The organism is Streptomyces sp. NPDC006012, assembly GCF_042871185.1.
In the GTDB taxonomy this organism is placed as follows: domain Bacteria; phylum Actinomycetota; class Actinomycetes; order Streptomycetales; family Streptomycetaceae; genus Streptomyces.
This window is the reverse complement of the sequence record NZ_JBIAIE010000005.1, coordinates 276,457-299,735: the sequence shown is the minus strand read 5'-3', so window position 1 is coordinate 299,735 and position 23,279 is coordinate 276,457. Positions and strand designations below refer to the sequence as shown.

Annotated in this window: 22 protein-coding genes and 5 tRNA genes; 9 read left to right on the top strand and 18 right to left on the bottom strand. The window is 71.2% G+C overall.

Annotated features, from left to right (window positions below):
- Nucleotides 1–5 precede the first annotated feature (5 nt).
- The 5 genes from pdxS to pgsA all read right to left on the bottom strand — a co-directional run bounded on the left by pdxS (nt 6) and on the right by pgsA (nt 4,658).
- Nucleotides 6–854 carry a pyridoxal 5'-phosphate synthase lyase subunit PdxS gene (gene pdxS / locus ACFYPJ_RS12825; protein WP_389015097.1) on the bottom strand — a complete coding sequence of 283 codons (849 nt, stop codon included), beginning with the start codon at nt 852–854 and terminating at the stop codon, nt 6–8.
- A gap of 204 nt (nt 855–1,058) precedes the next feature.
- Entirely contained in the window at nt 1,059–1,601 is a 543-nt protein-coding gene (locus ACFYPJ_RS12820; protein ID WP_389014729.1) for a hypothetical protein, read from the bottom strand.
- A 257-nt stretch (nt 1,602–1,858) separates the two neighbouring features.
- The gene (locus ACFYPJ_RS12815) at nt 1,859–3,028 is read right to left on the bottom strand and encodes a glycosyltransferase family 4 protein (protein WP_389014726.1); all 1,170 of its coding nucleotides are present in this window, start codon (nt 3,026–3,028) and stop codon (nt 1,859–1,861) included.
- Nucleotides 3,025–3,933, bottom strand: a complete 909-nt coding sequence (locus ACFYPJ_RS12810) for a phosphatidylinositol mannoside acyltransferase (protein ID WP_389014723.1) — start codon at nt 3,931–3,933, stop codon at nt 3,025–3,027. The genes ACFYPJ_RS12815 and ACFYPJ_RS12810 overlap by 4 nt, the downstream gene beginning before the upstream one ends.
- Nucleotides 3,930–4,658, bottom strand: coding sequence for a phosphatidylinositol phosphate synthase (gene pgsA, locus ACFYPJ_RS12805; protein WP_389015094.1), 729 nt, complete (start codon nt 4,656–4,658; stop codon nt 3,930–3,932). Before pgsA ends, ACFYPJ_RS12810 begins: the two co-directional genes overlap by 4 nt.
- 229 nt (nt 4,659–4,887) lie before the next feature.
- Between pgsA and ACFYPJ_RS12800 the strand changes: the two genes are divergently transcribed.
- Nucleotides 4,888–7,086, top strand: a complete 2,199-nt coding sequence (locus ACFYPJ_RS12800; protein ID WP_389014721.1) for an elongation factor G-like protein EF-G2 — start codon at nt 4,888–4,890, stop codon at nt 7,084–7,086.
- A gap of 170 nt (nt 7,087–7,256) precedes the next feature.
- Nucleotides 7,257–8,909 (top strand): hypothetical protein, encoded by a 1,653-nt coding sequence (locus ACFYPJ_RS12795; protein ID WP_389014718.1) that lies wholly within the window; start codon nt 7,257–7,259, stop codon nt 8,907–8,909.
- A 180-nt stretch (nt 8,910–9,089) separates the two neighbouring features.
- Here the strand turns inward: ACFYPJ_RS12795 and ACFYPJ_RS12790 are convergent, their stop codons facing one another.
- From ACFYPJ_RS12790 to ACFYPJ_RS12775, 4 genes are all read right to left on the bottom strand, one after another.
- Nucleotides 9,090–9,650: an HIT family protein gene (locus tag ACFYPJ_RS12790; RefSeq protein WP_389014715.1), complete on the bottom strand. Its 561-nt coding sequence runs from the start codon at nt 9,648–9,650 to the stop codon at nt 9,090–9,092.
- A 268-nt stretch (nt 9,651–9,918) separates the two neighbouring features.
- Nucleotides 9,919–11,895, bottom strand: coding sequence for a threonine--tRNA ligase (gene thrS / locus ACFYPJ_RS12785; protein WP_389014712.1), 1,977 nt, complete (start codon nt 11,893–11,895; stop codon nt 9,919–9,921).
- A gap of 121 nt (nt 11,896–12,016) precedes the next feature.
- Nucleotides 12,017–13,240, bottom strand: a complete 1,224-nt coding sequence (locus ACFYPJ_RS12780; protein WP_389014709.1) for a hypothetical protein — start codon at nt 13,238–13,240, stop codon at nt 12,017–12,019.
- Nucleotides 13,237–13,803 (bottom strand): DUF4365 domain-containing protein, encoded by a 567-nt coding sequence (locus ACFYPJ_RS12775; RefSeq protein ID WP_389014706.1) that lies wholly within the window; start codon nt 13,801–13,803, stop codon nt 13,237–13,239. The genes ACFYPJ_RS12780 and ACFYPJ_RS12775 overlap by 4 nt, the downstream gene beginning before the upstream one ends.
- 168 nt (nt 13,804–13,971) lie before the next feature.
- On the opposite strand from ACFYPJ_RS12775, the gene ACFYPJ_RS12770 reads away from it, so the two are divergent.
- Complete coding sequence (locus ACFYPJ_RS12770) at nt 13,972–14,697, top strand: 3'-5' exonuclease (protein WP_389014703.1); 726 nt, start codon at nt 13,972–13,974, stop codon at nt 14,695–14,697.
- Nucleotides 14,698–15,085: 388 nt separating this feature from the next.
- Here the strand turns inward: ACFYPJ_RS12770 and ACFYPJ_RS12765 are convergent.
- The 4 genes from ACFYPJ_RS12765 to ACFYPJ_RS12750 all read right to left on the bottom strand — a co-directional run bounded on the left by ACFYPJ_RS12765 (nt 15,086) and on the right by ACFYPJ_RS12750 (nt 16,920).
- Nucleotides 15,086–15,157, bottom strand: a tRNA-Val gene (locus ACFYPJ_RS12765).
- A gap of 39 nt (nt 15,158–15,196) precedes the next feature.
- On the bottom strand, nt 15,197–15,643 hold the full coding sequence (locus tag ACFYPJ_RS12760; RefSeq protein WP_389014701.1) for an SRPBCC family protein: 447 nt from the start codon (nt 15,641–15,643) through the stop codon (nt 15,197–15,199).
- 650 nt (nt 15,644–16,293) lie between these two features.
- Nucleotides 16,294–16,365 (bottom strand) — tRNA-Val (locus ACFYPJ_RS12755).
- A gap of 90 nt (nt 16,366–16,455) precedes the next feature.
- The gene (locus ACFYPJ_RS12750; RefSeq protein ID WP_389014698.1) at nt 16,456–16,920 is read right to left on the bottom strand and encodes a TIGR02611 family protein; all 465 of its coding nucleotides are present in this window, start codon (nt 16,918–16,920) and stop codon (nt 16,456–16,458) included.
- Between the two features lie 190 nt (nt 16,921–17,110).
- Between ACFYPJ_RS12750 and ACFYPJ_RS12745 the strand changes: the two genes are divergently transcribed.
- Nucleotides 17,111–17,524, top strand: coding sequence for an SsgA family sporulation/cell division regulator (locus ACFYPJ_RS12745; RefSeq protein WP_004002642.1), 414 nt, complete (start codon nt 17,111–17,113; stop codon nt 17,522–17,524).
- A gap of 258 nt (nt 17,525–17,782) precedes the next feature.
- On the top strand, nt 17,783–18,343 hold the full coding sequence (locus ACFYPJ_RS12740) for a CGNR zinc finger domain-containing protein (protein WP_389014695.1): 561 nt from the start codon (nt 17,783–17,785) through the stop codon (nt 18,341–18,343).
- A 65-nt stretch (nt 18,344–18,408) separates the two neighbouring features.
- Here ACFYPJ_RS12740 and ACFYPJ_RS12735 read toward each other — a convergent pair whose 3' ends face one another.
- A complete protein-coding gene (locus ACFYPJ_RS12735; RefSeq protein WP_167345734.1) occupies nt 18,409–18,561 on the bottom strand; it encodes a hypothetical protein in 153 nt (50 codons plus the stop codon).
- Nucleotides 18,562–18,760: 199 nt separating this feature from the next.
- Entirely contained in the window at nt 18,761–19,216 is a 456-nt protein-coding gene (locus tag ACFYPJ_RS12730; protein WP_389014692.1) for a hypothetical protein, read from the bottom strand.
- A gap of 201 nt (nt 19,217–19,417) precedes the next feature.
- Between ACFYPJ_RS12730 and ACFYPJ_RS12725 the strand changes: the two genes are divergently transcribed.
- Nucleotides 19,418–19,942, top strand: coding sequence for a DsbA family protein (locus ACFYPJ_RS12725; RefSeq protein WP_389014690.1), 525 nt, complete (start codon nt 19,418–19,420; stop codon nt 19,940–19,942).
- A gap of 63 nt (nt 19,943–20,005) precedes the next feature.
- Here ACFYPJ_RS12725 and ACFYPJ_RS12720 read toward each other — a convergent pair whose 3' ends face one another.
- The 3 genes from ACFYPJ_RS12720 to ACFYPJ_RS12710 form a co-directional block, all read right to left on the bottom strand.
- A complete protein-coding gene (locus tag ACFYPJ_RS12720; RefSeq protein WP_389014687.1) occupies nt 20,006–20,830 on the bottom strand; it encodes a GNAT family N-acetyltransferase in 825 nt (274 codons plus the stop codon).
- Nucleotides 20,831–20,954: 124 nt separating this feature from the next.
- Nucleotides 20,955–21,776, bottom strand: coding sequence for an aminotransferase class IV (locus tag ACFYPJ_RS12715; protein ID WP_389014684.1), 822 nt, complete (start codon nt 21,774–21,776; stop codon nt 20,955–20,957).
- Between the two features lies 1 nt (nt 21,777).
- The gene (locus ACFYPJ_RS12710) at nt 21,778–22,827 is read right to left on the bottom strand and encodes a chorismate-binding protein (RefSeq protein ID WP_389014681.1); all 1,050 of its coding nucleotides are present in this window, start codon (nt 22,825–22,827) and stop codon (nt 21,778–21,780) included.
- Between the two features lie 177 nt (nt 22,828–23,004).
- Between ACFYPJ_RS12710 and ACFYPJ_RS12705 the strand changes: the two genes are divergently transcribed.
- The 3 genes from ACFYPJ_RS12705 to ACFYPJ_RS12695 all read left to right on the top strand — a co-directional run bounded on the left by ACFYPJ_RS12705 (nt 23,005) and on the right by ACFYPJ_RS12695 (nt 23,259).
- A tRNA-Gly gene (locus tag ACFYPJ_RS12705) sits at nt 23,005–23,077 on the top strand.
- A gap of 35 nt (nt 23,078–23,112) precedes the next feature.
- A tRNA-Cys gene (locus tag ACFYPJ_RS12700) sits at nt 23,113–23,186 on the top strand.
- A gap of 1 nt (nt 23,187) precedes the next feature.
- Nucleotides 23,188–23,259: transfer RNA gene (locus ACFYPJ_RS12695), tRNA-Val, on the top strand.
- The last annotated feature ends 20 nt before the right edge of the window (nt 23,260–23,279 follow it).

Genomic DNA, 23,279 nt, shown 5'->3' with positions numbered 1-23,279 from the left:
CGGGGTTACCAGCCGCGGTTGGCGTAGCGCTCGGTCTCGGGGAGGACGTCGAGGTTGATGCCGACCATGGCCTCGCCGAGGTTGCGGGACGCGTCCGCGATGATCTTCGGGTCGTCGTAGAAGGTGGTGGCCTTCACGATGGCGGCGGCGCGCTTGGCCGGGTCGCCGGACTTGAAGATTCCGGAGCCGACGAAGACGCCCTCGGCACCGAGCTGGCGCATCAGGGCGGCGTCGGCCGGGGTGGCGACACCGCCGGCGGAGAACAGCACGACCGGCAGCTTGCCCAGTTCGGCGACCTCCTTGACCAGCTCGTACGGGGCGCGCAGCTCCTTGGCCGCGGCGTACAGCTCGTGGCTGTCGAAGCCGCGCAGCCGGGCGATCTCGTTCTTGATCTGGCGCAGGTGGCGTACGGCCTCGACGACGTTGCCGGTGCCGGCCTCGCCCTTGGAACGGATCATCGCGGCGCCCTCGGCGATACGGCGCAGGGCCTCGCCCAGGTTGGTGGCGCCGCACACGAACGGCGTGGTGAACGCCCACTTGTCGGAGTGGTTGACCTCGTCGGCCGGGGTGAGGACCTCGGACTCGTCGATGTAGTCCACACCGAGGGACTGCAGAACCTGGGCCTCGACGAAGTGGCCGATGCGGGACTTGGCCATGACCGGGATCGACACGGCGGCGATGATGCCCTCGATCATGTCCGGGTCGGACATGCGGGCCACGCCGCCGTCCTTGCGGATGTCGGCCGGGACCCGTTCCAGGGCCATGACGGCGACGGCGCCCGCGTCCTCGGCGATCTTCGCCTGTTCCGGCGTGACGACGTCCATGATCACGCCGCCCTTGAGCTGCTCGGCCATGCCGCGCTTCACGCGGGCGGTGCCGGTCTCGGGGGCCTGGTTCTCCGAAAGCGTGCTGGACACGGGGTGACCTCACTCGGTGGAAGAGGGATTCTGCTGCACCGAGAAAACGCGATTGGACCATTCCACAGCAAGGGCCAATGGTGAGTCGGTGGATCCTTTTGAGCGGGGGTGGGGGCCGGGATGCCGTGCGGAGAGGGGGTCTCAGGCGACCCGGTCCACGAGGGCGGCGGGCGGCTCGTCGTCCATCTCGAAGGCCAGCGGGAAGGGTGCGTGACCGGCCAGCCGGAACCACCTCACCTTCCGGTGCTCACGGAGCCTGCGGGCCGCGCCCACCGCGTCGTTGTGGAAGCGGCGGGCCATCGGCACCCTGCGCACCGCCTCGGTCAGCTCGCGGGCGGCCGCCTCTCCGCCCGGTGCCCGGCGGACCTCCTCGACCTGCTGGACCTCGGCGAAGACGGCGCGCAGCGCCTGGCTCAGCTCGCTCTCGGCGACCTCGCGCTGTTCCTCCTCGGCCTGTCTGGCGGCGTGCGCGGCCTCGTAGAGCACCATCGAGGCGGCCGGGTCCAGCACGCTTGAGGTCGCCAGTTCCTGGGCGACGGAGGCCCGCCGCAGCAACTGGGCGTCGAGGGCGGCGCGGGCCGCGTCGATCCGGGAGTGCAGGCGGTCGAGCCGGCCGGCCGTCCAGCTGAGGTACAGGGCGACGGCGACCAGGGCGACGAGGATCCAGATGAGGGTTGCGCTCACGGCGGGAAAGGCTACCGGGGCGCTCCGCCGGGGCGGGTGGGAGCGGATGCGTCGGCCCGGATCGCCGGAGAGCACCGCGGCTCGGGTGAGCGTCCCCGGGCTGTCGCCCCGGACCCCCGCTTCGGCCTGGACTGCCCCGTCCTCAAGCGCCGGAAGGGCTGTTCGGCGACCACCCGCCGGACGGACCGTCCGGGGGACACCGCCCCCAGACCGGGCCCTCCTCCGTCCGCGGGTTCAGTCCCGCTCCGTCCTGCGGTTCAGTCCCGGTCCCGGGCGAGGCCGAAGCGGGCGCGCAGGCCCGTCGTGCGCTCGTCCGCCGCGACCGCCGCCGTGCCCGTCGTCACCGTCTCGTAGACCGACAGGATGTCCGCGCCGACCGTGGACCAGTCGAACCGCCGTACGTGGGCGCTGCCGCGTTCGCGCAGTTCCGCGCGGCGGGACGGATCCGCGAGCAGCCGGATCGCCGCGTCGGCGAGGGCGTCGGCGTTCTCGTTGGCGAACAGTTCCCCGGCCGCGCCCTGGTCGAGGACCTGGGCGAACGCGTCGAGGTCGGCGGCGAGGACCGGGGCACCCGCCGACATCGCCTCGACCAGGATGATGCCGAAGCTCTCGCCGCCGGTGTTGGGCGCCACGTACAGGTCGATGCTGCGCAGGAGCCGTGCCTTGTCCGCGTCGCTGATCATGCCGAGGAACTCGACCCGGCTGCGCAGGCCGGCGGGAAGGGTCTCGACGGCCTCCTCCTCGTCGCCGCGGCCGGCCACCAGCAGCCGGGTCCCCGGGCGGGCGGCGAGGATCTTCGGCAGGGCCTTCATCAGCACCGGCAGGCCCTTGCGGGGCTCGTCGATACGGCCGATGAAGCCGATCGTGTTCCCCTGCCACTCGGGCTTCGGCTCGGCGCGCGCGAAGAAGTCGACGTCGACGCCGTTGGGGATCACCACCGCGTCTCCGCCCAGGTGCTCGACCAGCGTGCGCCGGGCGTACTCGCTCACCGCGATGCGCGCGCTGATCTTCTCCAGCGCGGCCTGGAGGATCGAGTACGCGGCGATCATCGCGCGCGAGCGGGGGTTGGAGGTGTGGAAGGTGGCCACGATCGGACCCTGCGCCGCCCAGCAGGTCAGCAGGCCCAGCGACGGCGACGTCGGCTCGTGGATGTGGACCACGTCGAACGCGCCGTCGTGCAGCCAGCGCCGCACCCGTGCGGCGGAGAGGAAACCGAAGTTCAACCGGGCCACCGAGCCGTTGTAGGGCACGGGCACCGCCCGGCCGGCCGAGACGACGTACGGCGGCAGCGGGGTGTCGTCGTCGGCGGGCGCGAGGACGGAGACCTGGTGGCCGAGGCGGATGAAGTACTCGGCGAGGTCCCGGACGTGGAACTGGACGCCGCCCGGCACGTCCCAGGAGTACGGGCAGACGATGCCGATCCTCACGAGGTTCCCTTCGGCGGGTGAAGGTCGGCGACCCACAGCCGTTGCAGCATGTGCCAGTCCTCCGGATGCTCGGCGATCCCTGAGGCGAAGGCATCGGCCAGCGCCTGTGTCATGACAGACGTCCTTTCGGCCCGCGTACCTGTCTCGGGTACCTCGACCGGCGGATGGACCTGGCCGCGCATCACCGGAGAGTCGTCGTACCAGAGCGTGACGGGCAGCAGCAGCGCGCCCGTCTGCTGGGCGAGGAGCGCCGGGCCCGCGGGCATCCGGGCCGACTCGCCGAAGAACGTGACCGGCACGCCGCTTGCGGACAGGTCGCGGTCCGCGACCAGGCAGACCAGGCCGCCGTCGCGCAGCCGACGGGCCAGGGTGCCGAACGCGGTGCCCCCGCTGTGCGGCAGCACCTCCATGCCCAGCCCCTCGCGATAGGCGACGAAGCGGTCGTACAGCGTCTCCGGCTTCAGGCGCTCGGCGACCGTGGTGAAGGGGGTGCGCAGCGCGGTGGTGACCCAGGCGCCCGCAAGGTCCCAGTTGGCCAGGTGCGGCAGGGCCAGGACGACGCCCCGGCCGGACGCCAGGCCGTCGGTGAGGCGGTGTATGTCCTTGGGGTCGAATCCGGTGCTGATCCGCTCGGGACTCCAGGCGGGCAGCCGGAAGGACTCCATCCAGTAGCGCAGGTACGAGCGCATGCCCGCGCGCGAGAGCTCGGCCAGGCGCTCCGGGGTGGCGCCCGGCACCACGCGCGCGTAGTTGCTCTCCAGACGTCGCACGCCCTTGCCCCGCCGTTTCCAGGCGAGGTCGGCGACGGCGCGACCGAGCCGTACGGCGGCCGGCTCGGGAAGCGTCTTGACGGCACTCCAGCCGAATCCGTACAGGGCGTCGGTCAGGCGCTCCTGGGCGCTCACTTCGCCGCCCCGCTCCCCTGGGACGCGTTGGGGTGGCCTGCCTCGGCCTCGGCGGATTCCCGGCGGACCGTGACGACGCGCTGGACCAGGGTGATCAGGCTGCCGACGGCGACGATCCACAGGGCGATCGGGAGCAGCCACTGGATGCCCGGCACACCGAACTTGTGGAAGCCCGCGAGTCCCGCCGCGACCAGCGAGATCACCAGCCGTTCGGCGCGTTCGACGAGGCCGTTGACGGCCACCGGCAGCCCGATCGCCTCGCCACGGGCCTTGGTGTACGACACCACCTGGCCGCTGGCCAGGCAGAAGATGGACACGGCACACAGAACATTGTTGTCCCCGTTGCCCGCGTACCACAGCGCGAAGCCGCCGAAGACGGCGCTGTCGGCCACCCGGTCCAGGGTGGAGTCCAGGAAGGCGCCCCAGCGGCTGGAGCGGCCCAGCTGGCGGGCCATGTTGCCGTCGACCAGGTCGGAGAAGACGAACAGCGTGATCACGATCGTGCCCCAGAAGAACTCGCCCCGGGGGAAGAAGACCAGCGCACCCGCGACCACTCCGGCCGTGCCGATGAGCGTCACCGTGTCGGGGCTGACTCCTCTGCGGATGAGATACGCGGCGAACGGTGTGAGGACACGCGTGAAGAATGCACGCGCGTACTTGTTCAGCATGGCCTTCCCGACGGTCGGTGTCGCCGCGCGGCCCCTGCTGGCCACCGGCTGGCCCATCGTAGCCACAGCGCGTGTGCGTCATGGCCGGGCACCCGGACCGCCTCCGCAGACCGGCAAAAGCCGGCCGCAACCCCTGGTGGACGGCGGGATCGCGTCGCTTGTATGGACGTTCCGTGACGGGAGTGGAAAGCTCGAATGACCGCGGGCGTCGCCTACGCCGCCACCACACGCGGCCTGCGCGCCTCCCGCGCCCACTGTGACCTCACCGTGCACGGGAGGCAAAGTCATGGGCGACAAGACGAACACACATCCTGGGGCCGCCGGCAGGGCTACGGCGGCCGACCACCCCGCGTCCGTTCGGAATGTGGTGCTGGTCGGCCACTCCGGATCGGGCAAGACCACCTTGGTGGAGGCTCTCGCGCTGGCCGCGGGAGCGGTGAACCGGGCGGGCCGCGTGGAGGACGGCGGCACCGTCTCCGACTACGACGAGATCGAGCACCGGCAGCAGCGGTCCGTACAGCTCTCGCTGGTGCCCGTCGACTGGGACGGCTTCAAGATCAATCTTCTGGACACCCCCGGGTACGCCGACTTCGTGGGAGAGCTGCGGGCCGGTCTGCGCGCCGCGGACGCGGCCCTTTTCGTGGTCTCGGCCTCGGACGGGGTGGACGGCTCGACCCGGATGGTGTGGGAGGAGTGCGCGGCCGTCGGCATGCCGCGGGCCATCGTCATCACCCATTTGGAGGCAGCCCGCGCGGATTTCGAGGAGATGACCCGGGTGTGCGCCGAGGCGTTCGGCGCGGACGACCCGGACGCCGTGCTCCCGCTCTACCTGCCGCTGCACGGCCCGCAGACCGCGGACGGGCACGCGCCCGTGACCGGGCTGATCGGCCTGCTGACGCAGCAGCTGTCCGACTACTCGGCCGGGCAGCGCAAGGAGTCCGAGCCGGGGCCCGACCTGCTCCCGCGGATCGAGGACGCCCGCAACCGCCTCATCGAGGGGATCATCTCCGAGAGCGAGGACGAGACCCTGATGGACCGCTACCTCGGCGGTGAGCGGATCGACGTCAAGACGCTGATCGAGGATCTGGAGCGAGCCGTCGCGCGCGGTGCCTTCTTCCCGGTGCTGGCCGCCGCGCCCGCCGCGGAGAACACCCGCCAGGGGCTCGGCACGGTCGAGCTGCTGGAGTTGATCACCCGTGGCTTCCCGACCCCGGCGGAGCACACGGCGCCGGACATCACCACGATCGACGGCAGGACGCGCGCGCTCAGGCCGTGCGATCCGGGCGGGCCGCTGGTCGCCGAGGTCGTGAAGACCTCCTCTGACCCGTACGTCGGCCGGGTCTCGCTGGTCCGGATCTTCTCCGGCACCCTGCGCTGCGACGAGACGGTGCACGTCTCCGGGCACGGGCTGGCCGACCGCGGCCACGAGGACCATGACGTCGACGAGCGGGTCGGCGCCCTGTCCACCCCGTTCGGCAAGCAGCAGCGGCCGGTGACGCACGCGGTCGCCGGCGATCTGGCGTGCGTGGCGAAGCTGGGCCGGGCGGAGACCGGGGACACCCTCTCCGCCAAGGACGACCCGCTGCTGATGGCGCCGTGGGAGATGCCCGACCCGCTGCTGCCGCTGGCCATCCAGGCGCACAGCAAGGCGGACGAGGACAAGCTCTCGCAGGGCCTCGGCCGGCTGGTCGCCGAGGACCCGACGATGCGTCTGGAGCAGAACCAGGACACCCATCAGGTGGTGCTGTGGTGCCTGGGCGAGGCGCACGCGGACGTCGCCCTGGAGCGGCTGCGCAACCGGTACGGCGTCCAGGTCGACGTGGTGCCGCACCGGGTGTCCCTGCGGGAGACGTTCGCGCACCGGGCGTCGGGGCGCGGGCGGCATGTCAAGCAGTCCGGCGGGCACGGGCAGTACGCCATCTGCGAGATCGAGGTGGAGCCGCTGCCGGGCGGTTCGGGCATCGAGTTCGTGGACAAGGTGGTCGGCGGAGCCGTGCCGCGGCAGTTCATCCCGTCGGTGGAGAAGGGCGTACGGGCCCAGGCCGCCAAGGGGGTCGCCGCCGGTTATCCGCTCGTCGACGTGCGGATCACGCTGCTGGACGGCAAGGCGCACTCGGTGGACTCCTCCGACGCCGCCTTCCAGACGGCGGGCGCGCTGGCACTGCGGGAGGCCGCGGCGGACGCGACGATCCATCTGCTGGAGCCGGTGGCCGAGGTGAGCGTCCTGGTGGGCGACGACTACGTGGGCGCCGTGATGAGCGACCTGTCGGGCCGGCGCGGGCGGGTGCTGGGCACCGAACAGGTGGGCCAGGGACGGACTCTCGTACGGGCCGAGGTGCCCGAGTTCGAGATCGGCCGGTACGCCGTCGACCTGCGGTCCCTCTCGCACGGCACCGCGCGCTTCGGCCGTGCCTACGCCCGGCACGAGCCGATGCCGGCGCAGATCGCCATAAGGATCCGCGAACAGGCGAAGGAGGCCTCGTAGTTGTCGTCGTTGTCCTTCTGACGTTCAGCACGGCTGTTCGGCGGGCGGCTTCGGCCGTCCGCCGACGCTTCTCGGTGGCGGCGGATACGCTGATGACCTGATCAACAGGTGTGCGGTGGGCGGAAGTCGGGAAAGCCGCAGAAGCAGGACGGCGGGAAGTGGGGGCGGGAATGAGCTTTGAGGACTTCTTCGGGCCACAGGTGCCCAGGCCCGGCAGCGATGCGCAGGCTCCGACCTTCGCCCTGGCCTCGGCGGCCTACCGGGACACTCCGATGGAGGAGATCAAGAAGGCCGACAACGAGTGGCACCAGTCGTCGGTGAACGAGGGCCGCAAGTGGGCGAAGATCTTCCGGCCCAACTTCGGTGAGGCGTACGCGCAGGCGGTCATCGACCGGATGCTGGGCGTCGGCCGCAAGCCGCTCATCCAGTCCTTCGGCTTCGAGCCCCAGATGGTGGTCGAGCACTGCCTCGCGGCCAACCGCATCCGCCGGGAGCGCGACAAGAAGCTGACCGCCCTCATGCTGCTGTGCGGCGTGCTGTTCCTGCCCGGCCTGGTGGTCTGGCTGCTCGTCTTCCAGCTCCGGGCCGGCATGCTGAAGAACGGCAACAAGCGGGTCTCCGGGCTCGGCACCGGCCTGCTGGCCATTGTGGGTGTCGCCGCGGTGATCCTGCTGATCCGGATGCCGTTCACCGGTCTGCTGGGGTGGTATGTGCGCGGCTGCGTCGTGCTCCCCGTCGCCGGCTGGTACCTGGCCAAGCGGATCTGTGAGAACGCCGCGAAGGACCTGCGGGAGAACTGGGGCGGCCTGCTCTCGGGCGGGAGCGTCGGCGCGAAGATCCCCGAGGCGGTGCCGACCAGCCCCGACCAGGCCGCGGCCGAGCAGTTGCGCCAGTCGCTGGCCCGGCTCAGCGCCGAGCAGCAGTCCAACTCGGTCTTCTACGCCGGTCCCAGGGGCATACTCGGCATGGGCACCCGCTGGGGTGCCTGGCACCTCGCCGAGGAACTGGTCCCGCTCGACCCGGTCAAAGGCATCCACGAGTTCCGCAGCTGGACGGTCGTCCGCGCCATCCACGACGAGCTGAGCGTGCTGCACCGGCAGCATCTGAAGACCGGTGGCTTCCCCGAACCGCAGGTGCGGCACTGGATCGTCACCCATGTCGGCGAGGGCGCCAAGTCGGTGTCCCGGCCCGAGGGGACCGACGTCGAGGCGTACCAGGTCAAGCCCAGGGCCGTCGAGGACATCTGCAACAACCAGCAGTTCAACAGCGGTGAGCGGCACTACCTGGGCGTGCAGTGGCCGAACCTGTGGAACGGCGATCTGGTCCTCACCATGATGATCACGGTGACGGTGCTGAAGGAGACCCTGCGCATCGAGGTCACCGGACACGCTCTCGGCCCGGTCAACGGCCTGTTCGGAGGCAAGCCCGAGGCCCCCACCAAGAAGGTCGCCAAGACCGTCCGCTTCTGGGAGACCCGGACCATCAAGCTGCCGCTGGTCACCCCCGACGAGGTGGTCCGGCTCGCCGCCCGGGCCGCCGTCGGCTGGTACCCGCCGCTGCTGAAGTGGCTCGGCGGCTCGATCGGCCTGCCCGAGCCCTTCGGCCTGCGGCACGCCTGGGCCGACCAGCCCTGGAAGCACCGCTTCATGGCCGACGACGCGCTGCGCGCGGCCACGCCGATACTCCGTGCGGTGCACCGGGCCGCGCTCAGGGTGCTCAAGGAGCACGACGTCGACATCGAGAAGTTCAGCTCCCGCGCGTCGGCCCTCAGCGGGTCCGTGCAGGACGTCTCGCCGAAGAAGGCGGACTCCTACGACGCCTGAGCGCTCCGCGCCGGGCCGTTGCCCGCCGGCGTTCTCGCCCGGGTTCCCGGCTTCCTCCGGGTTCCGGGCGCCGCTCGGACCGGGGCACCGCCGCGCGGCGGCATCGCGCGGGGCGTGCGGTTCGCCCGCGTCCCTCGGGGCGCGGACGGACCGCAGAAGGACCGCGGCGGGCCCGACGGCTCACCCGTTGGGCCAGGCCTCCGCGAGCATCTGCCGGGTGTCGGCCAGCAGCTGCGGCAGCACCCGTGTGTGGCCCACCACCGGCATAAAGTTCGTGTCGCCGCCCCAGCGGGGCACGATGTGCTGGTGCAGGTGGGCGGCGATACCGGCGCCCGCGACGGCACCCTGGTTCATCCCGATGTTGAAGCCGTGGGCGCCGGAGGCGGTGCGCAGCGCCGTCATCGCCTGCTTGGTCAGCTCGGCCAGCTCCGTGGTCTCCGGCCCGGTCAGCTCGGTGTAGTCGGCGACGTGCCGGTAGGGCACGGTCATCAAGTGACCGCCGTTGTACGGGTACAGGTTGAGCACCGCGTACACGTGCTCACCGCGCCGGACGATCAGGCCGTCCTCGTCGGACTTGGCCGGGATCGCGCAGAAGGGACAGCCGTCGCCGGCCCCCGGACCGGTCGGCTTGTTCTCGCCCTGGATGTAGGCCATCCGATGAGGCGTCCACAGGCGCTGGAACGCATCCTGCGTCCCCACTCCGATCTGCTGTTCCGGCTCACTCGTCATGCTAGGCAGCATATGGCTTCACCCGTTCGCGGCGTGTCGTCGGGGCGGCGGCAACCGGGGCACCCCGCGGGGCCGCGGCGGGCGACGGCTGCGCACGGTGCGCCCTGCCGCCGGGTACGAGGTGCCGTCGGGGCTCCCCGCGCGGGCGTCCGGCGGCGGGCGGGTCGCCGGGCCGCCGCGCCCGGCCGGGGTGCTGCCGCCACCGCCCTGGGAGCCCCCGTGGGACGGCGAACGGCCCCCGGGAAGCCGAGCCTCCCGGGGGCCGCCGCGTGGGCCGGATTCAGACCTGGGCCCGCTCCTCCACGACCTTCAGGATCTTCGCGATGGCGTCGTCGAACGGGATGCCGTTCTCCTGCGAGCCGTCGCGGTAGCGGAACGACACCGTGGCCGCGTTCATGTCCTCGTCGCCGACGATGACCATGAACGGTACCTTCTGCTTCTGCGCCGTCCTGATCTTCTTCTGCATCCGGTCCGAGGACGAGTCCACCTCGACCCGCAGACCCTTCTTCTTGGCCGCGACGGCGAATTTCTCCAGGTACTCGACGTGCGCGTCCCCGACCGGGATGCCGATCGCCTGCACCGGCGCCAGCCAGGCGGGGAAGGCGCCCGCATAGTGTTCGAGGAGCACCGCGAAGAAACGCTCGATGGAGCCGAAGAGGGCCCGGTGGATCATGACCGGCCGCTGCTTGGAGCCGTCGGCGGACGTGTACTCCAGGTCGAAGCGCTCCGGCAGGTTGAAGTCGAGCTGGATCGTCGACATCTGCCAGGTGCGGCCGATCGCGTCCTTGGTCTGGACGGAGATCTTCGGCCCGTAGAACGCGGCGCCGCCCGGGTCGGGCACGAGCGGCAGGCCCTGCTTCTCGGCGACCTGGCGCAGCGTCTCGGTCGCCTCTTCCCACGCCTCGTCGGAGCCGACGAACTTCTCCGGGTCCTTGGTGGACAGCTCCAGGTAGAAGTCGGTCAGACCGTAGTCGCGCAGCAGGCCCAGCACGAAGGTGAGCGTCTTGTCGAGTTCGTGCGACATCTGCTCGCGGGTGCAGTAGATGTGCGCGTCGTCCTGGGTGAAGCCACGCGCCCGCGTCAGGCCGTGCACGACGCCGGACTTCTCGTACCGGTACACGGTCCCGAACTCGAACAGCCGCAGCGGCAGTTCACGGTAGGAACGCCCGCGCGCGTCGAAGATCAGGTTGTGCATCGGGCAGTTCATGGGCTTCAGGTAGTAGTCCACGCCCTCGTCGAGCTGCATGGGCGGGTACATGCCGTCGGCGTACCAGTCCAGGTGGCCCGACGTCTCGAAGAGTTTCCCCTTGGTCGCATGCGGGGTGTAGACGAACTCGTAGCCCTCCTCCTCGTGGCGGCGGCGCGAGTAGTCCTCCATCACGCGGCGCACGATGCCGCCCTTGGGGTGGAAGACCGCGAGGCCGGAGCCGATCTGCTCGGGGATGGAGAACAGGTCGAGTTCGCTGCCCAGCTTGCGGTGGTCGCGCTTCTCGGCCTCGACGAGGAAGTCGAGGTAGGCCTTCAGCTCGTCCTTGGACGGCCAGGCGGTGCCGTAGATGCGCTGGAGCATGGGGTTCTTCTCGCTGCCGCGCCAGTAGGCGGCGGCGTTGCGCATCAGCTTGAACGCCGGGATGTTCCGGGTGGAGGGCAGGTGCGGACCGCGGCAGAGGTCCTTCCAGCACAGTTCGCCGGTCTTGGCGTCCAGGTTGTCGTAGATCGTCAGCTCGCCGGCGCCGACCTCGACGTCAGCGCCGTCGTCGGAGGACGCCGACCCCTTGAGGCCGATCAGCTCCAGCTTGTACGGCTCTGCGGCCAGTTCCTCACGGGCGGCCCCGTCGGTCACGGCACGGCGGGAGAACTTCTGCCCCCGCTTCTGGATCTCCTGCATCTTCTTCTCGACGGCCTTGAGATCCTCGGGCGTGAACGGCTTCTCGACATCGAAGTCGTAGTAGAAGCCGTCCTTGACCGGCGGGCCGATGCCCAGCTTGGTCTCCGGAAACAGCTCCTGCACGGCCTGCGCCATCACGTGCGCGGTGGAGTGGCGCAGGATGTTCAGGCCGTCCTCGGAGGAGATCTCCACGCCCTCGACGGTCTCGCCGTCCTTGACCTCGTAGGCGAGATCCCTCAGCTCACCGGCCACCCGGGCGGCGATGACGGAGCGCTCGCCGGCGAAGATCTCGGCGGCCGTAGTGCCCGTCGTCACCGTGCGCTCTTCCCGCTCGGAATCGCGTTGGATGATCACACGGACGTCTGACACCGGTCTCTCCTGACTGCAGGTGGATGCGAGCGCCATACCAGGAGCGCGCGCAATAGGGGATCGTACCGACCCGGGCCCGCCCGCGGCCAAACGGTGGCCCTGCGTGAGGGGCCGCCTCCGGTCAGTCGCAGTCGTCCCCGCTGCACGCCTCCTCGAAGAAGTCGAGGTTGTCCTGGAGGGACTTCAGCAGCCGGTCCCGCTCGACCTCGTCGACCTGCACCGGTACGACCCCGAAGGCGCCGGTCAGGCGGCGGAATCCGCCCCGGCTCTCCAGCCGGCCGTGCACCCGTACCGGCAGCCCGACGAGGTGCGCGTGCCCGGCGATGCGGTAGTCCTCCTCGTCCAGGGTGACCCGGACCTGCGGCACCTCGGCGCCGTCGATCACCCGCAGCCGTACGGTGCCCGCGCCGCGCGTGCCCGAGCGGCGCATCCGGACCACGGTGCCGGTGACGCGGACCGGGACGGAAGGCTCCGCACGCAGATAGCGGGCGCCGGCCTCCCGCAGCACGGGCAGGTCGCCGGGCGAGAACTCGACGGGCTCGTCGGCCACCGCGCAGTCCTCGGGGACACCGGCGGCGGGCGCCCATGCGACGGCGACGCGGGCGCCTTCGGTGCCGCGCACGAGGGCGATCAGCGCCTCGGTCAGCTCACGGCTGACGCCCGCCTCGACGGCCGCGTCGAAGGCGTCCATGCCGCCGGTGGCCCGCTGGTAGTCGATCGCCTCGCGGGCGGCGCACAGGGCCTGGTGGAGGCGGACGGCGAGGGGGCGCGCGGTGTCCACCGGGACGAAGGCGGTGAGGCCGCCGGCCGCGGCCGGTCCGACGAGGACGTCGTCGAGCATGGCGGCGGAGGAGCGGCGGTGCCGGGCACCGTAGTAGCCCGCGCGACCGCGGCCGGCGAGCGCGCCCGCGAGCAGCATCTGCCGGGCCGCGGTGCGCAGTTGCTCCTCGGCCGTCCAGGTCGCGGCGGGCGCCGGGCCGCTCGGCACGTCCCGCCACCAGTGGATCTCGTCGCTGGGCACGGCAAGCCCGACCAGCACCTCGCGCGCGGCGGGCGTCCCGCTGCGCGCGAGCGCGTCGAGGGCTTCGCCGAGCAGGTCGTCGCTGTCGGGGAAGGCACGGTTCTCGGGCACGAGCAGGCTGGTGCCGCCGCCGCCCGGACCGGGCGGGGTCCAGCGCCCGTACCGGCCGGGGGCGCCACCGCGGCGCTGCCAGCCGTGCCGGTGCAGCAGGGCGCTGAGCACCGCGGGGTCGACCGCGGCGGGGTCGGGTGCGGGGTTCCCGTACGCGTCGGCGGGGTGCGGTTCGACCTCCCGCAGGGGCTCGTCGGCCGGACGGTGCCTCATGGTCTGCCTCCCGTCCCGACCCGCGTCATGATCTCGCACAGCGCCCGGTCGTCGAAGATCCGCGTGGTCGGTACGCGCACGGTGGTCCGGTGCCGGCCGGTGACGGGCTGCCCGGCCAGGTTCACCCAGTAACAGCAGTGCCTGAGGTCGAGCCGGTCGTGGCTGGCGCGCAGCCAGTCGTCCTGGGAGCGCGGGACGAGCATCACGACCAGGATCTTGTGTACCGAGACCGGTGTCCGGGCGAGCTTTCTCAGATGGTCGTTGTCGAGAGTGAAGGAGAAGAAGCGGCCCGGGGGGTTGGGCGCGATCTGGTAGGTGCATTTGAGCTGCACCTTGATGGTCACTTCGTCGTCGACGGTGTGTCCGGGCGCGCTGTGGCTGACGTGCCAGTCGATGCCGTTGTCGGGGAACGGCTGGGACAGTGAACAGCCCGCGGCGGCGGCGACCGCGTGCAGATAGCCGACCTGCAGTGTCTCCATGCAGGCGGTGGTGGCGAGTGTGCCGCGACGGGGGCCCGTGCGTTCGGGGAGCAGCCCGCCCCGCTCGGGCTGCGCTATCGCCATGACCAACAGCCTTCCAAGCCGGATGTTTTGCCTCGACGGGCCGCTGAACTGCAAAGACCCGTACTCCTGTTGTGTCCTTGCGGCGTACGGCGCAAACAGCCCGGGTATCACCAAACGGGCAGAAGACGGATCGTCATCTGCCGTGGGTGAACGAGGAGTTGTGTAGGCATGACGTGCTGGTACGAGGGACCCCTGGCCGCATTCGACACGGAGACCACGGGCGTGGATGTGGAGACCGACCGGATCGTGTCGGCCTCCGTCGTCGTCCAGGACGGGCCGGGCACCCGCCCCCGGGTGACCCGCTGGCTGGTGAACCCGGGTGTCCCGGTGCCCCGGGCGGCGACGGCCGTGCACGGACTGACGGAGGAACACCTGCACCGCAACGGCCGCTGGCCGGCGCCGGTGATGTTCGAGATAGCCGAGGAACTGGCGGGACACGCGGCGATGCGCCGGCCCCTGGTGGTGATGAACGCGCCGTTCGATCTGACCCTGCTGGACCGGGAGTTGCGCCGGCATCGGGCGTCGTCGCTGGACCGCTGGTTCGAGCCGGCACCACTGCTGGTCCTGGATCCGCGGGTGCTGGACAAGCATCTGGACCGCTATCGCAAGGGCCGCCGGACGCTGACCGATCTGTGCGTGCACTACGACGTGACGCTGGAGGGCGCGCACGACGCCGCCGCGGACGCGCTGGCCGCGCTGAACGTCGTACGCGCGGTGGGCCGCCGCTTCGCGACCCGCCTCGAACGCCTCTCCCCCGCCGAGCTGCACACGCTCCAGACGACGTGGCACGCGGCGCAGGCGCGGGGTCTGCAGGCGTGGTTCGCACGCAGCGGCTCCGAGGAGACGGTGAGCACGGACTGGCCGCTGCGTCCGGAACTCCCCACGGCGGCGTGAGGATGCGGGACCGCCGGGACCCGCGCCCCGTGCGCCACCAGGGTCCGCCGCCTCTCCCGCGGGCGCCGCCGCCGACGCCCCAGCTGAAAAAACCACCGCCGGAACCGTCATCGGGACCACCACCGCAACCGCCGCGGGAACTCCCGTCCGGGACCGCGGTACCGACGTGCGACGACCGGCGCCCGGCTCCCACGCCGTCCGGCGTCCGGACCGCGCCTTCCCACGCCCGGACCCGCGCCGGCGCACGGAGGCGGCCGGACCGCCTCCTCCGCCTTCGCTTCCGTCCGCCTTCCCCACCGCTCATGGCGCCTGCCGAGACGCACCTGGCACGACGACGGGCCGCAGACACGAAAACGCCGGTCCGCGTGTGCGGACCGGCATCTCCCGGTGGGCGATACTGGGTTCGAACCAGTGACCTCTTCGGTGTGAACGAAGCGCTCTTCCACTGAGCTAATCGCCCGGGAACGCACTGAACAATACAGGTCCCGGCGGGTTCCGTTCAAACCGCGCGCAGGTGTGCGAGCAGCCCCCGCCGTCCGGCCCGCATCATCAGCCGGTGGTTGGCCCGGAAGAACGGCCGCCCGGGGACCGCCAGTCGGCGCAGCAGCGGCTTCGTGACGTCGACGACCTGGTCGTAGCGGGCGTGGGTGCCGGTGCCGGCGGCGTCGACCGTCCAGCGGGCCCAGCCCTCGATGTCGCCGGTCATCGCGATCTCCAGCACGCCGGCCGCCGGATCGTGCCGCGCCGCGCGCGCCGTGAACGTCATGTCGTACGGCAGGACCGAGCGGATGGTGATGACGCCGGTGGTGTCGTTCAGCCGGCTCACCGTGCGCACCTGGCGCCACCAGCGGGGGTAGTCCTCGGCTCGCTCCAGGGCGGCGTAGACGGCGGCGGGCGGCGCGGGCAGGGGCCACAGGCTGCGGAAGCGGTAGTGGGTCCAGTCCATGGACGGAGTCTGCCCGCGGGGCCCAGCCGAGTACGCGCGCTCATGCCTCGTGCAGTGGTCCGAGCCACACTCGCGGGTACGAGCGCCGCCGCCCGTACGACGGCGCTCCACTCCCCTCCGTCTCCCGTGCCGCACCCGGCCCGGGTTCCCTGGACCGTCAAAGGTGACCCGGACTCAGTTCACCTGTCCGTGCCCCCTACTTGAGGAAACTGGAAAAAGCTCTCTTGTCGTACTTCCGGAGAACTCAGACGGTATTCCAGAAATCATTCGGAGGATTTCCGCCCACGGTGGGTGCACGAGGCTTCTACCGGAACCATTGGAACGTCCGGAAGTCGGCCTTGACCGGATCTTCGGGTGTTTCTTCGCGAAGCGCGCGATGATCCAATCAATCTTCCCGGCCACCCCTCGCCACCTTTCCGGAAGTAACGGAACGTGACCGTTCTGTTCCGGTCCCGTTCGGCCTTCTTCCTCACTGCCGCCGGCCCGGTCCCGTTGCCCGATCGCAGGGAGCGGTTCCAGCAAGCCCTTGCTGGATCAGGCCACGGCGGACACCCGGCAAGCCTTCTCGGGGACGCGCCGGAAGCGGGCCGTCCAGGTGCGGACACGACGGCGGCCCGCCTGCGCATTCGCAGACGGGCCGCCGGTCCGGGTGGGCGATACTGGGTTCGAACCAGTGGCCTCTTCGGTGTGAACGAAGCGCTCTCCCACTGAGCTAATCGCCCGGACGCAGGAAGAACATTACCCCATGTCAGGGAGTGCCTTCGCGCAGGACGGGGCGGCGCCACCGCCGGTCCGGGCGAGCGCCCCGCCGATCACTGGTCCTTGATCTTCCATGGCATGACGATGCCGAACTTCCAGAGGTAGATCCCGAGCAGTACCCCCATGATCACCAGGCCGATCACCGTCAACGTGATGTTGCGGCGGCGCACCCGGGGATCCAGCGCCCGCTGGGCCGCCTCGGTCACCTTGCGCTTCGTCCAGCGCAGCACGAGTTGGGCCCAGACGAACTCGGTCGCCCAGATCGCCATGCCGCCGAAGATCACCACCCAGCCGGGTCCGGGCAGCGGCAGCATGATGATGCCCGCGACCACGACCGCGAGGCCGACGACGAAGACGCCGACCTGCCAGCTCACGTGCAGGGCGCGACGCGCCTTGACGAACTCCGGCGCCCGGGACCCGAGCCCCCGCCGCTCCGGCGCCTCCGCCTGCTTCGTCTGCGCCTCGTCCGGGCCGGAGACCGTGGCAGCCTCGCGGGATCCGTCACTCCCCGTATTCATACGACCAAACCCTACCCGAGTGAAACCGGTCACTGGAATGGTGGCCGCACCCTGATGATTCTCGGCCGGAAGAGGTACCTAAAGACACGCAAAACACTCAGAGGGGTTTACAACGGCACCGTAGGTGGCATGTCGATTTCGCCGACGTGCGAATCCCCGAGCGCACACTGAGCGAAAGGCCCTGGCGCTTATGAACACCACGGTCAGCTGCGAGCTGCACCTGCGCCTCGTTGTGTCGAGCGAGTCATCCCTGCCTGTCCCCGCAGGCCTGCGGTACGACACGGCCGACCCCTACGCCGTGCACGCCACCTTCCACACCGGAGCCGAGGAGACCGTCGAGTGGGTGTTCGCCCGCGACCTCCTCGCCGAAGGGCTGCACCGGCCCACCGGCACCGGCGACGTCCGCGTCTGGCCATCCCGCAGTCACGGCCAGGGCGTCGTGTGCATCGCCCTCAGTTCCCCGGAGGGAGAAGCACTGCTGGAGGCCCCTGCGCGAGCCCTGGAGTCCTTCCTGAAGCGAACCGACGCCGCCGTGCCCCCCGGCACGGAACACCGGCACTTCGACCTGGATCAGGAGCTCTCACACATCCTGGCGGAGAGCTAGGCCGCCCTCGAAGCAGCCCGGCGCCGTCCACTCGGGGAGACGGCTCGGGCCAAGACAACCGCATACGGCGTAGCCGTAGCCGCCGCCGCGAGCAGTCGCGGGGGCGGCTACGGCGTGCCCTCGGCCCGTGGTGCGGGGCAGGGCCCCGCACCACGGCGTGAACCGCGCCACGCGGGGAGCCGTTCTTCCGGCTGCCGGCCGTTACCATCGGCCAGCATCGGCGGGCACCCGCCCGACCCTCATGCCAGGGAGCGAAACGTGCTGATCACCCACGACACCCGGTGCGCGCTCGACACCGTGGTGGATCTGGTGAACACCGCGCCGGAGGACGATGCGGCGCCGGACGGGCTGCCGGACGTCGCGACGCTCGCAGATTTCGTACGAAACCACAAAATAAGCGATGTGGGGGTGCTCTCCGAGTTCGACCTGTCGGCCGTGCGCAAGGTCCGCGGCCGGTTCACGGCGATCTTCACCGCCCCGGACGCCCGGAGCGCCGCCGGGATGATCAACGAGCTGGTCGCGGCGGCCGGCACGACCCCGCGGCTCACGGACCACGACGGCTACGACTGGCACGTGCACTACTTCGCGCCCGGCGCCTCGATGGCGGACCATCTCGCCGCCGACTGCGGGATGGCACTGGCGTTCTTCGTGGTCGCCGGGGAGCAGGAGCGGCTGCGACGCTGCGAGGCCCCCGACTGCCGGCGTGCCTTCGTCGATCTCTCCCGCAACCGCTCGCGTCGCTACTGCGACAGCCGCACCTGTGGAAACCGCTTGCACGTGGCCGCGTACCGGGCCCGGCGCAAGGAGGCGGCGGGCTGATCACCCGCGGGTCTCCGATGCCGACGCCCGCCCCGGCGGGTGGCGCCGGGACTGGCGTGTACGACTCACAGCAACAGCAGATCGTGCAGCGCAGCCATGAGGAGCAGACACCCGATCACCGCCAGGAAGATCATCAGCGGTGGCTGGGAAAGGGCGAAGAGGCACCCGCGAGGCTCGTCCTTCGGCGGCGCGGCCTCGCTCTGTGTCGTGTCCAGCATCTCGGGGCGATGATGACCCAGCGCGCATCGTCTTCGCGATCAACACGCCCGAAATGTGCGTGAGTTCGCTGAAATCCGCGATGTCCGGTTCGATTGGTTTCGACGCATGATCGTTCCTGGGCACGGTACCGACGGACTGTGTCGTTTCCCCGCGAGCGCCTGGATCAGGCGCCGAGGCCCCTACGCCGCGCTTCCCGGCTCATATGCCGTGCTTCTTGAGAATGGCCTCGATGTCGCTGAAGTCGTCCGAGGACCCGGTGGCGCGCGGGGCGGTCGCGGGTGGGGCCGCGGGACGCGTGGCCGGGCCCAACTCCGGCCCCACGGAAGACGAGGGGGCGGCGGGTGCCACCGGGTCGCGCTGTGCGTCCCGGGCCGCTCTGCGCTGCGCACGGGTGCCACCGCGACGGCGGTCGACCGCGCGCGTGGTCGCGAACAGGGCCCAGGCAGCGCCCAGCACACCGAAGCCCGCCCACGCCACGGGGCTGAACGCGGTGTCGGCCAGCCAGCCGACGACACCCGTCATGACCAGCCCGACGGGGACCAGCGAATAGGCCGCGATACGGGCGGCCGTGACGAAACGCTTGCGGTAGGCCGTGACCACCGCGATACCCAGGCCGGCCGCGGACACGGCGGAGCAGACGGTCTCGGCAATCATCCGGTCCTCCTGGCGGGCTCGGTCGGGCAGGTCGAAGCGCCCGTGCGCTTCGTCCCATCTATCCTGCACCGTCCGCCGCCCGCGATGCCATGGCGCGGCCCGAGATCAGGGACATCTCCGGGTCGCCTCCTCCGCAGGTCCCGGTCGGCCGCGTACCACGCGGATTCGGTCGGGGCAGCCTCGCCTGGAAGACTGGTGCCCATGAGCGACTCCTCCTCCCCCAGCGGCGCCCCCGTCCCCGTGCTGGACGTGTGGTGTGAACTCCAGTGTCCGGACTGCGGTACCGCCCTGGCCGACCTCCGCGCCCTGCGCGCCCGCTACGGCGACCGGCTGGAGCTGCGACTGCGGCACTTCCCGCTGGACAAGCACCAGCACGCGTTCGCCGCGGCGCAGGCCGCCGAGGAGGCCTTCGAGCAGGGGCAGGGCTGGGCCTATGTCGAGGCGGTCCTGGGCCGCGTCGCGGAGCTGGCCCGCGAGGGAGAGCCCTTCCTCCTCCGGGTCGCCCGTGAACTCGGGCTGGACACCGAGGAGTTCGACACCGCGCTGATCGACGGGCGGCACATCCTCGTGGTCGACGCCGACCAGGCCGAGGGCAAGGCGATCGGGGTGACCGGCACCCCGACGTACGTCATCGACGGTGAACGCCTCGACGGCGGCAAGAGCCAGGAGGGCCTGCGCGAGCGGATCGAGGAGATCACCGACCGGCTGCTGTCGGCACGGGCCTGACCGGAAGCCGTCCGCACGGGCCGGACCGGGAGCGGGCCCGTACCTTCGCAGGCACCGGATGCCTCAGAGCAGGTTCTTGTACAGCGAGTACTCCACCGGCACGTACCCCAGCGACTCGTAGAGCCGCTCGGCCGGCGTGTTGCCCGCGAAGACGTTGAGGCCGAGGAAACGGTGGCCGGCGGCTGCCGTCTCCGCCTCGGCCAGCAGCATCAGGGCGCGGCCGTGGCCGCGGCCGCGGAAGCGCTGGTCGGCCTCCACCCGGTAGACGTAGGCCCGGTCGGCGGCGACCGACAGCCACAGGACGCCGACCCTGGTTCCCTCGTGTTCCAGGACGCTCAGCACGGTGTCCGCGGTCTCCGGGCCGTCCGGCAGGAGCCTGGCGTGATCCCGCTCCGCCCTGGCCCGCGCGGCGTCCGCGGCCACGCCCCGGTCGATCCAGGACTGCGCGTAGGCCTCCATCGCCCGCTCGTTCCACGGTCCGAACTCGGCCTCGGTCATCGGCCTGCCCCGGCTGCCCGCGGGCAGTGCGGGCGGTACGTCGCCGAGCGGTTTGCGCAGGGAGCGGTTGCGCTGGACATAACCGAGCGCCGTGGCCAGCCGCAATGCGGCTCCGGCCGCCGCGGGCACCGCAATCTCCACGCGCGCGCAGCCCCAGCCCCGTGCGACCTCCTCGGCGGCGAGGGCGGCCACCGTGCCCCGGCCCCGGCCGCGGTCCGCCTCGTCGATGCGCAGATCCTCGATCCGGGCGACGGACGGCCCGAAGCGCTGGTCCGTGGCGACGTGCACCGCACCGACCGGACGGCCGTTCACGTACACGCCGAAGTGCCGGGACGGTGCCCCGTCCGCGGAGTGCTGAAGCGGCTCGGTCGGCCGCAGGGTCGTGGTCATCACCGGTTTCTACCCCGTGCGGAGATCCATGACAGCCCATTTTCCGTGGTGCCCGGGGATCGAGCAGGTCCCACGGACCGAGCAGTCCGTACAGAACGAGTACCTCGCACGCACCGAACAGCGTTCACGGATCGAGGTCGTCCGCGGCCCGCTCGGCGAAGATCCGCATGGCCTTCGCCGTCACCGGGCCCGGCGCTCCGGGCAGTTCACGGCCGTCGATCCGGTGCACGGCCTGGATGTCGCGCAGGGTGGAGGTGAGGAAGATCTCCTCGGCGCTCTCCAGCACGTCCAGCGGCAGATCCGTCTCACGGGCTCCGGTCCACTCGGCGGTCAGCGCACGGGTGATGCCGGCCAGGCAGCCGGAGGCGAGCGGCGGGGTGTGGATCTCGTCGTCGAGCACGACGAAGACGTTCGACCCCGTGCCCTCGCAGAGCCGTCCGGCCGTGTTGCCGAACAGCGCCTCCGAGGCACCGTGCGCGCGGGCACGGGCGAGGGCGACGACGTTCTCCGCGTACGAGGTGGTCTTCAGACCGGTGACGGCGCTGCGCTCGTTGCGGGTCCAGGGGACGGTGACGACGGCGGTGGAGTCGGGGCGCGGGGTGCTCTCGCCCAGCGCGACCACAAGGGTGGGGCCCTGCTCACCGCGGTCCGAGCCGAGCGGGCCGTGGCCGCCTGTGTAGGTGATGCGCAGCCGGCCCAGCGGCATCGGGTCGGCCGCCAGCACGGCCGCGCAGGCACGCCGTACCTCGTCGAGGTCGGGTTCGGGCAGGCCGAGGCCGCGCGCGGAGCGGGCCAGCCGGTCCAGATGGCGGGTGAGCGCGAACGGCCGGCCGGCCGCGGCCCGCACCGTCTCGAAGACACCGTCGCCCACGGTCAGCCCGTGGTCCAGGACGGATACCCGGGCGGACTCGATGTCCCGCAGGCCGCCGTCGAGCCAGATCTTCACCTCAGGATTCCTCCCTGTTCGGGTCGTACGTCCCCGACGCTATCGCGAGCAGCCGGGCCGCCTTCAGCTCGGTCTCCCGCCACTCCCGTTCCGGGTCGGAGCCCCAGGTGATGCCGGCGCCGGTGCCGAAGCGGAGCGTCGCCCCGGCCGCGGCGGACCGGTCGAGCCAGAAGGTGCGGATGCCCACGGCCAGCTCGCCGGTGCCCCGGTCCGCGTCGACCCAGCCGATGGCGCCGCAGTACGGTCCCCGGGGCGCCGTCTCCAGCGCCTCGATGATCCGCAGGGCGCTCGGCTTGGGGGCACCGGTGACCGAGCCGGGCGGGAACGCGGCGGCCAGCAGCCCCGGCCAGCCGGCACCGGCGCGCAGCTCACCGCGGACCGTGGACACCAGGTGGACGAGGCCGGGGTGCTTCTCGACGGTGCACAGGTCGGGGACGGTCACGCTGCCGGTGGCGCAGACCCGGCCGAGGTCGTTGCGGACGAGGTCCACGATCATCACGTTCTCGGCGCGGTCCTTGTCCAGGAGGTCCGCCTCGGTGCGCCCGGTCCCCTTGATCGGACCGGACTCGACGACCGCGCCGTTGCGGCGCAGGAACAGTTCGGGCGAGGCGGTGGCGATCTCCACGCCGTGGCCGGGCAGCCGAATCGTTCCGGCGTACGGCGCCGGGTTGCCGCGGGCGAGCAGCGCGGTCAGGATGTCGACGTCGGTGTCGGCGGCGACGGGTGCGGACAGCACCCGGCAGAGGTTGGCCTGGTAGACCTCGCCTGCGGCGATGTGCTCACGGATCCGGGCCACGGCCGCCGTGTACGCGGCGCGGTCCAGGGACGACGTCCAGTCCTGCGGCCGCGGTCCCCGCCATCGCCCCGGTACCGGGGCCGGTACGGATTCCACCCGGACGTCCGCGAAACGGGCGCAGGTCAGCCGGCCCTCGAAGTCCGCGCAGACGGTCCAGAAACCCGTGGAGTCCAGGGCCGCCGGGTCGTCGGTGACGTCGAGGAGGCCGCCGGCGACGCGGTCGCCGAACCGGGCGAGAGGAGGCAGATGGGACACGCGGCCGAGTCTAGGGCGCGTGTCGTCGGGGTGACCCGGGCATGTCCCGCGGGTGCCCTGACCATGCCGTTCGGCAGGCACAGGGCAGCACGCTGGGCAAACGCGTTTTTGTGCTGGCCCCGGAATCCGCTAGAGTTCAACACGTCGCCGGGACGCTGATGCCGACCGAAACGACAAGCGGACGTAGCTCAGTTGGTAGAGCGCAACCTTGCCAAGGTTGAGGTCGCGAGTTCGAACCTCGTCGTCCGCTCGAAAGAGCAGGGGACTTCGGGCCCCTGTGCTCCTGGTGGAGTGGCCGAGAGGCGAGGCAACGGCCTGCAAAGCCGTCTACACGGGTTCAAATCCCGTCTCCACCTCCACGGACGATTAGCTCAGCGGGAGAGCGCTTCCCTGACACGGAAGAGGTCACTGGTTCAATCCCAGTATCGTCCACTGGATCCGCGAGGATCCCC